Genomic DNA, 12,734 nt, shown 5'->3' with positions numbered 1-12,734 from the left:
CTTCCTCCCCGAAAGGCTTGACCTGTGAGCAGCGAAGCTTACGTGTACGACGCGATCCGCACCCCGCGCGGCCGTGGCAAGGCCAACGGCGCCCTGCACGGGACCAAGCCGATCGACCTGGTGGTGGGTCTGATCCGGGCCCTGCGCGAGCGCAACCCCGAGCTGGACCCGGCCACCATCGACGACATCGTGCTCGGCGTGGTGGGTCCCGTCGGCGACCAGGGATCCGACATCGCCCGGATCGCGGCGATCGCCGCGGGCCTGCCCGACACCGTGGCCGGCGTCCAGGAGAACCGCTTCTGTGCCTCCGGCCTGGAGGCCGTCAACATGGCCGCCGCCAAGGTCCGCTCCGGCTGGGAGGACCTGGTCCTCGCGGGCGGCGTGGAGTCGATGTCCCGGGTCCCGATGGCCTCCGACGGCGGCGCCTGGTTCGCCGACCCGATGACCAACTGGGACACCGGCTTCGTCCCGCAGGGCATCGGCGCCGACCTGATCGCCACGATCGAGGGATTCAGCCGGCGCGACGTGGACGAGTACGCCGCCCTGTCCCAGGAGCGGGCCGCCACCGCGATCAAGGAGGGCCGCTTCGCCGGCTCCGTGGTCCCGGTCACCGACCGCAACGGCCTGGTGGTCCTCGACCACGAGGAGTTCGTCCGCCCCGGCACCACCGCCGACACCCTGGCCACGCTCAAGCCCTCGTTCGCCGACATCGGCGAGCTCGGCGGCTTCGACGCCGTGGCGCTGCAGAAGTACCACTGGATCGAGAAGATCGACCACGTCCACCACGCCGGCAACTCCTCCGGCATCGTCGACGGCGCCTCGCTCGTCGCCATCGGCTCGCGCGAGGCGGGCGAGCGCGGCGGCCTGCGCCCCCGCGCCCGGATCGTCGCGGCCGCCGTCTCCGGCTCCGAGCCCACCATCATGCTCACCGGCCCGGCCCCGGCCACCCGCAAGGCCCTGGCCAAGGCCGGCCTGACCATCGACGACATCGACCTCATCGAGATGAACGAGGCCTTCGCCGGTGTCGTCCTGCGCTTCGTCAAGGACATGGGCGTCTCCCTCGACAAGGTCAACGTCAACGGCGGCGCCATCGCCCTGGGCCACCCCCTCGGCGCCACCGGTGCGATGCTGCTGGGCACCGTGGTCGACGAACTGGAGCGCCAGGACAAGCGCTACGGCCTGGTCACCCTCTGCGTCGGCGGTGGCATGGGCGTCGCCACCATCGTCGAGCGCGTCTGATCCGTCCTGCATCCCGAGCCCACCCCCGACACGGAAGTAGCGAACATGAGCGAGTCCAGCACGATCCGCTGGGAACAGGACGAGACCGGCGTCGTCACCCTCGTCCTCGACGACCCCCACCAGTCCGCGAACACCATGAACCAGGCGTTCAAGGAGTCCCTCGCGGCCGTCGCCGACCGCGCCGAGGCCGAGAAGGACTCCGTCCGCGGCATCATCGTCACCTCCGCCAAGAAGACCTTCTTCGCGGGCGGCGACCTCAAGGACATGATCCGGCTGCGCCGCGAGGACGCCCAGCTCGCCTTCGAGACCGGCATGGCCATCAAGCGCTCCCTGCGCCGCATCGAGACCCTCGGCGTGCCCGTGGTCGCCGCCATCAACGGCGCCGCCCTCGGCGGCGGTTACGAGATCGCCCTCGCCTGCCACCACCGCGTCGCCCTCGACGCCCCCGGCTCCAAGATCGGCCTGCCCGAGGTCACCCTCGGCCTGCTCCCCGCCGGCGGCGGTGTCACCCGTACGGTGCGCCTGATGGGCATCGCCGACGCGCTGCTGAAGGTGCTCCTCCAGGGCACCCAGTACCCCCCGCAGCGGGCGCTGGAGAACGGGCTGGTCCACGAACTGGCCGCCACCCCGGAGGAGATGCTCGCCAAGGCCCGCGCCTTCATCGACGCCAACCCCCGGTCGCAGCAGCCCTGGGACGTGCCCGGCTACCGCATCCCCGGCGGCACCCCGGCGCACCCCAAGTTCGCCGCCAACCTCCCGGCCTTCCCCGCCAACCTCAAGAAGCAGCTGGGCGGCGCCCCCTACCCGGCCCCGCGCAACATCCTGGCCGCCGCCGTCGAGGGCTCCCAGGTGGACTTCGAGACGGCCCAGGTCATCGAGGCCCGGTACTTCACCGAGCTGGTCACCGGCCAGACCGCCAAGAACATGATCCAGGCCTTCTTCTTCGACCTCCAGGCCGTCAACGCCGGCCGCAGCCGCCCCCAGGGCGTGCCGCAGCGCCAGGTCACCAAGGTCGCCGTGCTGGGCGCCGGCATGATGGGCGCGGGCATCGCCTACTCCTGCGCCCGGGCCGGCATCGAGGTGGTCCTCAAGGACGTCACCGCCGAGGCCGCCGCCCGGGGCAAGGCGTACTCGCAGAAGCTGCTGGAGAAGGCCGTCGGCCGCGGGCGCACCACCGAGGACCGGGCCGCGGAGCTGCTCGCCCGGATCACTCCGACCGCCGACGTCGCCGACCTGGCCGGCTGCGACGCCGTCATCGAGGCCGTCTTCGAGGACACCGGCCTCAAGCACCGGGTCTTCCAGGAGATCCAGGACGTGGTCGCCCCCGACGCGCTGCTGTGCTCCAACACCTCCACCCTGCCGATCACCTCGCTCGCCGAGGGCGTCGCCCGCCCGGTGGACTTCATCGGCCTGCACTTCTTCTCGCCCGTCGACAAGATGCCACTGGTGGAGATCATCAAGGGCGGGCGGACCGGCGACGAGGCCGTCGCCCGCGCCTTCGACCTGGTCCGGCAGATCAACAAGACGCCCATCGTGGTCAACGACTCGCGCGGCTTCTTCACCTCCCGCGTCATCGGCCAGTTCATCAACGAGGGCGTGGCGATGGTCGGCGAGGGCATCGAGCCGGCTTCCGTCGAGCAGGCCGCCGCCCAGGCCGGCTACCCGGCCAAGGTGCTCTCCCTGATGGACGAGCTGACCCTGACCCTGCCGCGCAAGATCCGCAACGAGACCCGCAAGGCCGTCGAGGCCGAGGGCCGCACCTGGACCGCGCACCCGGCGGACCAGGTCATCGACCGCATGGTCGACGAGTTCGAGCGCCCCGGCCGCAGCGGGGGCGCCGGCTTCTACGACTACGTGGACGGCAAGCGGGCCGGCCTGTGGCCGGGCCTGCGCGAGCACTTCGCCAAGCCCGGCGCGGAGATCCCGTTCGCGGACATGGTGGAGCGGATGCTCTTCGCCGAGGCGCTCGACACGGTGCGCTGCCTGGAGGAGGGCGTGCTGACCTCGGTCGCCGACGCCAACATCGGCTCCATCATGGGCATCGGCTTCCCGGCCTGGACCGGTGGCGTGCTCCAGTACGTCAACGGCTACGAGGGCGGCCTGCCCGGCTTCGTGGCCCGGGCCCGCGAGCTGGCCGCCGAGTACGGCGAGCGCTTCACCCCGCCGGCCCTGCTGGTGGAGAAGGCCGAGCGCGGCGAGACCTTCACCGACCAGGTCGTCACGGCCTAGGCCGCGGTGGGCGGCGTTCACCTCCTCACGAGGTGAACGCCGCCCGCAGCTCCTCCTTCAGCGACCGCTGGAACGCCGTCACCAGCGCCTGCACCACCATCGGCTGCATGTGCGCCGACAGCGCCTTCATCGACTCCACCCGCTCGGGATCGTCCTCGCCCTCCTCGAACGGCTCCCACACCTCGTCCCGGAACAGCCGGGTCAGCTCGTGCGCCGCCGACCGGGTGTGCTCCAGCAGCACCTGACGTGCCGCCAGGATCGTCCGGTGCGCGATCGGTACGTCGAGCAGCGCGACCCCGAGCCGCAGCAGGGCCGGGTCCACCCGGAAGCCCGGTCCGCCGCCGGCGTCGGGCGCGATCACGTTCATGGCGGTCAGCCGCTCCAGGTCACCGTCCGACAGCGGCCTGCCGGCCCGCTTCTCCAGCTCCTCCCGCGACGCCTCCTCGGCCGCGTCCGGCGCCCAGGTGGACACCAGGGCCCGGTGGATGGCCAGGTCATGGGCGCTGAGGTCGTCCGGCAGCGCGTCCAGGTACCGCTGGCACGCCGACAGGGTCATGCCCTGGAGCTGCAACTCCTCGATCAGGGCCAGCCGGGACAGGTGCTCCGGCCCGTACAGGCCCACGCGACGAGGTCCGATCACGGGAGGGGGCAGAAGCCCGCGCGTGCTGTAGAACCGTACGGTACGGACGGTGACCCCCGCCCGCGCGGCCAGCTCGTCGACGGTGAACGCCGGCGCCGGCGCCGGTTCGGGTGCCTGGGGTGCCATCGTCTGTCGCCTCGCTCTCCGATCCACGGCTTGGGTTCAACAGTATTGCTGTCGCACCAATGATGTGAAACGGCCAGGAGCTGCCCATGACGACGAACCTGCTACTGCCCGGACGCCCCGACGAGATCACCCTCCCCGCCCTGCTCGCCCGTAACGCCACCGACCACGGCGCCCTGCCCGCCCTGTCGTGGCGCACCGCACCGGACGCCGGGTGGACCACCCTGAGCTGGTCCGAGGTGCGCCGCAAGGTCGCCGTCCTCGCCGCCGGCTACGCCGCCCTCGGCGTCGGACGCGGCGACCACGTCCTGATCATGATGGGCAACCGGCCCGAGCACTGGCTCACCGACCTCGCCCTGGTCCACCTCGGTGCCGTCCCCGTCACCGTCTACGGCACCTCCGCCCCCGAGCAGGTCGCCCACATCGCCCGGCACAGCCGGGCCCGGATCGCCCTGGTCGAGGGCGCCCGCGAGCTGCCGCGCTGGGAGCCGCTGCTCGACGACCCCAGCGCCGCCCTCGACCGCCTGGTGGTCGCCGAGCCCGCCGAGGCCGGGCCGCACACCCCGTACGCCTCGCTGTACGCGACCGGCGCCCGCCGGTACGGCTCCGAAGCCTTCGAGAAGGCCTGGCAGGAGGCCCGCCCCGAGGACCCGCTCACCGTCGTCTACACCTCGGGCACCACCGGCGACCCCAAGGGGGTCCGGCTCAGCCACCGCAACATCCTGCTCCAGGCCGTCCGCCTCGACCACCGCGTGGACCTGCCCGAGCACGCCGAGCACCTCTGCTACCTGCCCTTCGCGCACATCGCCGAGCGCCTCCTCGGCATCTACCTGCCGCTGCTGCGCGCCGCGCACGTCCGGCTGTGCGCCGACCCGGCGGCGGTGGCGGGGGCCGTCCGCGAGCTGCATCCCGTGCAGTTCTTCGGCGTGCCCCGGGTCTGGGAGAAGCTCGCCGCCTCCGTACGGGCCGTCCTGGCCCGGCTGCCCGAGGAGCAGCGCCGGGTCGTGGAACGGGCCAACGAGCTCGCCCGGGCCCGGGCCGGGCACCGCGAACGCCGCGAGGAGGTCCCCGCCGAGCTGGCCGCGGCGTACGCGCGGGCCAAGGAGGAGGTGCTGGACCCGCTGCTGGGCCTGGCCGGGCTGGACCGCCTGGTGTGGACGGCCAGTGCCACCGCGCCGATGCCGCTGGACGTGGTGCGGTTCTGGGCGGGCTTCGGCATCACGATCATGGACGCGTGGGGGCTGACCGAGACCTCCGGCGTGTGCACGGTCAACAGCCCGGACGGCTTCCGGCTCGGCTCGGTGGGCCGTCCCATCGAGGGGCTGGAGCTGCGCGTCGCCGAGGACGGGGAGATCCTCACCCGCGGTGCCACGGTGTTCAGCGGCTACCTGCGCCCCGACGGCTCGGTCGAGAGCGCCTGCGACGCCGAGGGGTGGTTCCCGACGGGTGACGTGGGCCGGATCGACGAGGACGGGTTCCTCTGGCTCACCGACCGCAAGAAGGAACTCATCATCACCTCGAACGGCAAGAACGTCTCCCCGGCCCTGGTGGAGAACACGGTCAAGGAACACCCCCTGATCGGCCAGGCCCTGGTCCACGGCGACGGCCGCTCCTACCTGGTGGCCCTGCTCGTCCTGGACCCCGAACTGGCCCCGGTCTGGGCCGCGTCGAGGGGCATCGAGGCGCCCTCCCTCACCGCCCTGGCCGCCCATCCCGCGGTCCGGGAGGAGCTGGACCGGGCGGTGGCGAGCGCCAACGCCCGCCTCAACCGCACCGAACAGATCAAGCGCTACCGCCTCCTGACGGAGGAGTGGGGCCCGGAGACGGGGGAGTTGACCCCGTCCCTCAAACTCCGCCGCCGCGTGGTCCGGGCCCGGTACGCCGAGGTGCTGGACGCGCTCTACGAGGAGGGGTGAGCGGGAACATCCTTCCATGACAGTACTGTTCGAGTGATCGAACGGAACTGATCAAGGGGGATGGAACCGCGTGGCTGTCACGGTGCCGGACTGGGCCGACACTCTGCTGGATCTGGTCGGGGTGAACTGGCCGAACGTCGACGAGGACGCCTACCGGGAGATGGCGGACGCCCTACGGGAGTTCGCCGACGACCTGGAGGACGACGGGCAGCTCGCCAACAACCATTTCGAGCGGCTGCTGTCCTCCGGCGAAGGGGAGTCGATCAAGGCCCTCAGCGAGCACTGGAACACCGTCAAGGGCAAGCACCTCAAGGACATCGTGTCCGCGGCGCGGACGATCGCGGGGGCGCTGGACATGGCCGCCGGAGCGATCGAGGTCATGAAGGGCAAGGCCGTCGTCGAGCTCGGCATCCTGGCGGGCCAGACCGGGCTGGCACTGTCCCTGATCCCGGTCACCGGCGGACTGTCCGCGCTGCTCGGCGCGGGCGCGATCGCCTTCACGAAGAAGCAGCTGCTGAAGCTGCTGACCGAGGCGGCGGAGGAGGCCGTCGCCCACATCGTCTCGGCGATGACGGAGCCGGCCGTCGCCGCCCTGGAGGGGATGGCCACCGACCTGGTCGTGCAGCTCGGGTCGATGGCGATCGGCCTGCAGGACGGCGTCGACCTCGGCCAGACCAAGCAGGCCGGCAAGGACGGCTTCCACGACGGGGTCCAGTCCGGCAAGGAGTCCCTGAAGCTGGCCTCCGCCGGCGGCAGCGGCGGCGGAGGCGGCTCGGGCCTGTCGGACCTGTTCATCGACCACGACGAGCACGACCGGGCCCACACCAAGCTCTCCGGCGTCAGCACCAACATCCACGGCAAGACCACCTCGAAGCTGCACAAGGCCAAGACCGCCCACGGCCGCACCCGGGGCCGGGACTCCATAGCCCAGGCCATCGACCCGGTGGCCGACAAGGCCGTGGCCGCCCTGGTGAAGGCGACCAAGCAGGTCGGCGACCACGTCGGCAAGACCCTCCCCAAGGCCGTCAAGCAGATCTCCACGGACCACAAGAACAACGACGACGACCTCGCCGCCCGCCTCGCCAAGGCCCGGGCCAAGAACGGCGACGGCAGGGGCGGCGGGGGCGGGAACGGCCCCGGCGCCGACCACCGCAAGCCGGACGCCGACCACCGGGGCAAGCCGGACCCCCTGCACGGCGCCAAGGACGAGGCGCGGCGCAACAGCATCCCGGCGGAGCAGACCCGCTGCGCGACCGACCCGGTGGACGTGGTCACCGGCGAGATGCTCCTGCCGCAGACCGACCTCACCCTCCCCGGCGCCCTGCCCCTGGTCCTCACCCGCACCCACCTGGCCGCCTACCGCTACGGGCAGTGGTTCGGCCGGAGCTGGGCCTCCACCCTGGACGAGCGGATCGAGCTCGACCCCGTGGGCGCCGGCGCCGTCTGGGCCCGCGAGGACGGCTCCCTGCTCGTCTACCCCCGCCTGCCGGTGCCCGGCGGGGACCCCGTCCTGCCGCTCGAAGGGCCGCGGCTGGCCCTGACGCACGAGGGGCAGTACGACGACGAGACCACCTACGCGGTCACCGACCCCCGCAGTGGCCTGACCCGCACCTTCACCGGCAGCCCGTACCGCGCCTCGACGGCGTACTGGCTGACCGGCATCGAGGACCGCAACGGGAACCACCTCTCCTTCGCCCGCACGCCCGACGGAGCCCCGACCTCCGTCACCCACGGCGGCGGGTACACCGTCCAGCTCACCACCGGCCGCGGCCGGATCGCCGCCCTGTCCGTGCGCACCCCGCAGGGCCCCGTCACCGTCCGCACCTACGGCTACGACGACGAGGGATCGCTGTCCGCCGTCACCGACTCCTCCGGGGTGCCCCAGCGGTTCACCTACGACGCGGCGGGCCGCATCACCTCCTGGACCGACCGCAACGACTCCACCTACCGCTACGTCTACGACAGCGCCGGCCGCGTGATCCGCACCATCGGCCCCGACGGGTTCCTCTCCTCGGCCTTCGTCTACGACACGGCCGCCCGGACCACCCGCTACACCGACTCCACCGGCGCCACCACGCTGTTCCACTACAACGAGGCCCTCCAGGTCGTCGCCGAGACCGACCCCCTCGGCCACACCGTGCGGCAGGTGTGGGACCGCTACGACCGGCTCCTGGCCCGGACCGACCCGCTCGGCCGGACCACCACCTGGACCTACGACGACCGCGGCGACCTCGTCCGCACCGACCACCCCGACGGGACCGCCGGCACGGCCACGTACGACGAGCGGCACCGGCTCGTCACCGTCACCACTCCCGACGGGGCGACCTCCCGCCAGGAGTACGACGAGCGAGGCAACCCCACCCTGTTCACCCGGCCGAACGGCACCACGGTCCGCTCCGCGTACGACGGCTCCGGCCATCTCGTCGCCGTCGACGACGACCTCGGCCCGCTGGAACGCATCCGTCACGACGCCGCCGGCCTGCCGGTCACCCTCCGCGGCCGCCTCGGCGGCCTCACCCGGATCCGGCGGGACGCCTTCGGCCGCCAGGTGGAGATCACCGACCCCACCGGTGCCACCACCCGCCTGGAATGGACCGTCGAGGGCAAACTCGCCCGCCGCACGGCCCCCGACGGCTCCCAGGAGAGCTGGACCTACGACGGCGAGGGCAACTGCCTCTCCCACACCGACGCGGTCGGCGGCGAGACCCGCTTCACCTACACCCACTTCGACCTGGTCGCCTCCCGCACCGCACCCGACGGCGCCCGCCTCTCCTTCGGCTACGACACCGAACTGCGCCTGACCACGGTCACCAACGACCGAGGCCAGACCTGGAGTTACACCTACGACGCGGCCGGCCGCAAGGTCGCCGAGACCGACTTCGACGGCCGTACCCTCGCTTACGCGTACGACGCGGCCGGGCAGCTCGCCTCCCGCACCAACGGCGCCGGCCAGACCGTCCGCTTCACCCGCGACACCGCCGGCCGCGTCGTGGCCAAGGACGTCGACGGGGCGGTCACCCGCTTCGGCTACGACGCCGCCGGCCACCTCTGCGCCGCGACCGGGCCCGGCGCGGAGCTGCGCTACGTCCGGGACGGCTCGGGCCGCGTCCTCAGCGAGACGGTCGACGGGCGGGAGCTCACCCACACCTACGACGTGGCGGGCCGCCGCACCCACCGGACCACGCCGACCGGCGCGCTGAGCCGGTGGAGCTTCCCCGGCGACGGTGGGGCCCGGCTGGACTCCTCGGGCCACCCGGTCACGTTCGCGTTCGACTCCTCCGGCCGCGAGACCACCCGCCGCTTCGGCGCCCACCTGACGATCGACCACGTCTACGACGACCTCGGCCGGCTGACCGCCCAGTCCGTCCACGGCGCGCAGGGACGGCAGGTCCAGCACCGCGCCTACCGCTACCGCCCGGACGGCCACCTCACCGCCGTCGAGGACCTGCTGACGGGCCCGCGCGAGCTGGACCTGACGCCCGCCGGCCGGGTCACCGGGGTCCGCGGCCCGGACTGGACCGAGCGCTACGCCTACGACGGGGCCGGCAACCAGGCCGAGGCGTCCTGGCCCGGCGAGGACGCGGCGCACGGTGCCCGCACCTACGAGGGCACCCGCCTCACCCGGGCGGGCCGCGTCCGCTACGCGTACGACGGCCAGGGCCGGGTGGTCCTGCGGCAGCGGACGCGGCTGTCGCGCAAGCCGGAGAGCTGGCACTACACCTGGGACGCCGAGGACCGCCTGGTCGGCGTCGTCACCCCGGACGGCACCCGCTGGCGCTACCTCTACGACGCCCTCGGGCGCCGCACCGCCAAGCAGCGCCTGGCGCCGGGGGAGGACGGCGGCGCCGTCACCGTGGCCGAGGAGGTGCTGTTCACCTGGGACGGCGACCTCCTGGTCGAGCAGGTCACCCGGGCCCCCGGCAGCCCCGAGGCGGTCGCGCTGACCTGGGACCACGACGGCGCCGCCCCCGTCACCCAGCTGGAACGCCGGCTGCTGGACGACGCCGAGGTCGACCGGCGGTTCTTCGCGGTCGTCACCGACCTCGTCGGCACCCCGCGCGAACTGGTCGACGAGCAGGGCGAGGTGGCCTGGCGGACCCGCGCCACGCTGTGGGGCACGACCTCCTGGAACCGCGACGCGACCGCCTACACCCCCCTGCGCTTCCCGGGCCAGTACTTCGACCCGGAGTCGGGCCTCCACTACAACCGCCACCGCCACTACGACCCCACCACGGGCCGCTACGCCTCCCCGGACCCCCTGGGCCTGTCCCCGGCCTCGAACCCCACCACGTACGTGGACAACCCCACCACGTGGACGGACCCCCTGGGCCTGGAGATGTGCCCGGTCCGCCGGGCGCGGGAGCACGAGCACCACGTGGTGCTCGGCCCCAACCAGCCCCCGCCCAACGGGCCGTCGAACTCGCTGGCCCGGTGGCTGCGCAACGACCCCAACGACCCCGACCACGACCCCTCACGGCCCCAGCACCCCGGGGCGCACACGTACAACGGCGCCCAGTACGCCGAGGGCGAGCCGCCCGCGTGGATGACCAACGTGGCCTCCGCCGTCGGTGACCGCAGCCGTCTGTCGATCACCCTGGACGGCATGCCCAACCACAACGGTGACCGGGCCAACTGGAACACGCCCGAGGGCATCACGGAGGCCTTCCAGGCGGCGGCGCGGCACGGGGCGCCGCACAATATGCTCCACCGGGACAACTACCCGCCCGCGGGCTCCGCGGGCACCGCCTGGGAGATGAGCCTGGTGGCCTCCGCCGTGCGGAACTACGACGGGGCCGCCGCGTGGGGGGACCCCGAGGACGAGCGCCCCGGGCGTTCGTGGGAGTCCATCGACTGGTACACCCAGGACGGCAAGGGGGGCTTCACCAAGGTCGAGGTCCCCAAGCCCGACATCCCGGAGATCCAGCCGGACCTGTCGAAGCTGCCGAAGCACAAGAAGTAAGGACGTCGGATGACGAGCGAGAACGGTGCCGGGAAGGCCGGTGCGCAGGACGAGGGCGAGGCCGAGGTCGTCGCCGCCACGTGGCGGTACTTCCTCGAAGAGGGCGGCGAACTGGTGGATCCGGCCGTGGTGCGGGCCGCGTACGCGCAGCCGCGGCTGCGGGAGCTGTGCCCCGGGGTCAGCCACGGGGTGATGTTCTTCAACCGGGGGACCGGCTTCGCGGCCCGGCGCGTCGGCGGTGAGGTCCACAAGACCCCCGACGGCCGCTACCGCGTCCGCGGGCCGCTGGAGGCCCCCACCACCCTCGCCGAGGTCGACACCCTGGACGAGGCCTTCGCCCTGCTCGTCACCACGCTGCCCGCCCCCTGAGCCCGCGGGCGGCCGTCCCCCGGGGCGCGGGGGACGGCCGCCCGGGCGGGCGCGGCGGCGGGTCAGGAGCCGGTGACCGGGTAGTGGTCGGAGAGGTTGGTGTAGGTGTAGCTCTTGCCCCAGCTGCTCACCGTCCAGGGAGCGCTCTGCTCCTTGACCACGTTGTTGTTCCAGCCGGCCGGACGGGCGTGGCCGGCGCGGTGCAGGACGTAGTCGAGGTCCTCGCGCGGGTCCGTCGGGTAGCGGTAGTTCGCGACGGAGTTCAGCGCCGTGTCGAACGAGTACGGGTGGCCGGTGCGGCTGTCGGCGCCGACCAGGCCGGCGTCGGAGAGCATGGCGGCGTACTCGGGCGTGCGGGAGTCCACGTTCATGTCACCGGCCACGAGCACCTGCTCGTCCGCCGGTATGTTCTTGCCGTCCAGGAAGGCGTCGATGGTGCGGAACTGCCGCGCCCGCATCTGTGCAGCCTCGCCCGCGCCGCAGCCCGGGTCGGTGGACTGGGCGTGCGTGCCGACCACGTGCACCTTGGCGCCGTTCACGTCCAGCACGACGTACGCGAAGCCCTTGTTGGACCACCAGTCGGCGCCGCAGGCGTCCTTGTAGATCCACTGCTCCTTGTGCACGATCGGCCACTTGCTGAGGATCGTGACACCGCCGTCCTCGGGCGTGGTCGAGGAGTACGAGCCGCCGGTGGCGTCCCAGCCGCTCCTGCTGCGGCCCACCACCGGGGTCTGGTACGGGTACCGGGAGGCCGCGTTCGCCTTCAGCGCGTCGGAGGCGCCGTTGTCGAAGGCCTCCTGGAGCACCACGACGTCGTGGCCCTGGAAGAACGAGGTCTTCGGGATCTCCGCGGCGCGGTGGTCCTGGCCCCAGTTCGGGTACAGGTTCTTGCTCATCAGGAACACGTTGTACGTCAGGACGCTCACGCGCGGCGCGGCCGGGGCGGCGGTCCCGTCGGCCGCGGCCGGGGTGGCGGTGGCGACCAGGGCGGCGGTGACCGCGGACGCGACGGCCGCGGCGGCGGCCTTGGTGCGCACGCTGGAGATCGGCATGGGGTCTCCTGTGACCTTGGGGGGTGAGATCGACGGCGCCATACAAGCAGCCGCAGTTACTTCTGGGTAACACCCGTGACACGACTTTCTGACGGGAGTGCGGACGCCCGGGGCCCCCTCCCCTCCGGCGCCGCGCACGTTCCTCGCATACTGGGACCATGGAGACGACCCAGCCCCCCGAGCGCAGCCAGGCCACCCCCCAGGAG

The 12,734-nt window shown here is 72.7% G+C and carries 7 protein-coding genes; 5 read left to right on the top strand and 2 right to left on the bottom strand.

The features are described from left to right. Positions 1 to 24 precede the first annotated feature (24 nt). On the top strand, positions 25 to 1,239 hold the full coding sequence (locus EF918_RS05070; protein ID WP_125641389.1) for an acetyl-CoA C-acetyltransferase: 1,215 nt from the start codon (positions 25 to 27) through the stop codon (positions 1,237 to 1,239). 45 nt (positions 1,240 to 1,284) lie between these two features. Next, a complete protein-coding gene (locus EF918_RS05065) occupies positions 1,285 to 3,468 on the top strand; it encodes a 3-hydroxyacyl-CoA dehydrogenase NAD-binding domain-containing protein (RefSeq protein ID WP_125641386.1) in 2,184 nt (727 codons plus the stop codon). Between the two features lie 25 nt (positions 3,469 to 3,493). Here the strand turns inward: EF918_RS05065 and EF918_RS05060 are convergent, their stop codons facing one another. Beyond that, positions 3,494 to 4,234, bottom strand: a complete 741-nt coding sequence (locus tag EF918_RS05060) for a MerR family transcriptional regulator (RefSeq protein ID WP_125641383.1) — start codon at positions 4,232 to 4,234, stop codon at positions 3,494 to 3,496. Between the two features lie 86 nt (positions 4,235 to 4,320). Here EF918_RS05060 and EF918_RS05055 point away from each other — a divergent pair, with 86 nt between their 5' ends. The 3 genes from EF918_RS05055 to EF918_RS05045 all read left to right on the top strand — a co-directional run bounded on the left by EF918_RS05055 (position 4,321) and on the right by EF918_RS05045 (position 11,476). Next, on the top strand, positions 4,321 to 6,147 hold the full coding sequence (locus EF918_RS05055) for a long-chain fatty acid--CoA ligase (protein WP_125641380.1): 1,827 nt from the start codon (positions 4,321 to 4,323) through the stop codon (positions 6,145 to 6,147). Positions 6,148 to 6,217: 70 nt separating this feature from the next. After that, positions 6,218 to 11,107, top strand: coding sequence for an RHS repeat-associated core domain-containing protein (locus tag EF918_RS05050; RefSeq protein ID WP_260609800.1), 4,890 nt, complete (start codon positions 6,218 to 6,220; stop codon positions 11,105 to 11,107). 9 nt (positions 11,108 to 11,116) lie between these two features. Then, entirely contained in the window at positions 11,117 to 11,476 is a 360-nt protein-coding gene (locus EF918_RS05045) for a DUF6193 family natural product biosynthesis protein (RefSeq protein ID WP_125641377.1), read from the top strand. A 62-nt stretch (positions 11,477 to 11,538) separates the two neighbouring features. Here EF918_RS05045 and sph read toward each other — a convergent pair whose 3' ends face one another. After that, positions 11,539 to 12,528: a sphingomyelin phosphodiesterase gene (sph, locus tag EF918_RS05040; protein WP_125641374.1), complete on the bottom strand. Its 990-nt coding sequence runs from the start codon at positions 12,526 to 12,528 to the stop codon at positions 11,539 to 11,541. Positions 12,529 to 12,734 lie beyond the last annotated feature (206 nt).

This window comes from Streptomyces sp. WAC06614 (genome assembly GCF_003949795.1).
GTDB lineage: Bacteria > Actinomycetota > Actinomycetes > Streptomycetales > Streptomycetaceae > Streptomyces.
The sequence above is the reverse complement of the archived record's forward strand: the minus strand, read 5'-3'. Positions and strand labels throughout refer to the sequence as shown.

Coding starts and splice junctions, on each gene's coding strand:
- EF918_RS05060 (WP_125641383.1), bottom strand. CDS start 4,234: ATGGCACCCCAGGCACCCGAACCGGCGCCGGCGCCGGCGTTCACCGTC.
- EF918_RS05065 (WP_125641386.1), top strand. CDS start 1,285: ATGAGCGAGTCCAGCACGATCCGCTGGGAACAGGACGAGACCGGCGTC.
- EF918_RS05045 (WP_125641377.1), top strand. CDS start 11,117: ATGACGAGCGAGAACGGTGCCGGGAAGGCCGGTGCGCAGGACGAGGGC.
- sph (WP_125641374.1), bottom strand. CDS start 12,528: ATGCCGATCTCCAGCGTGCGCACCAAGGCCGCCGCCGCGGCCGTCGCG.
- EF918_RS05055 (WP_125641380.1), top strand. CDS start 4,321: ATGACGACGAACCTGCTACTGCCCGGACGCCCCGACGAGATCACCCTC.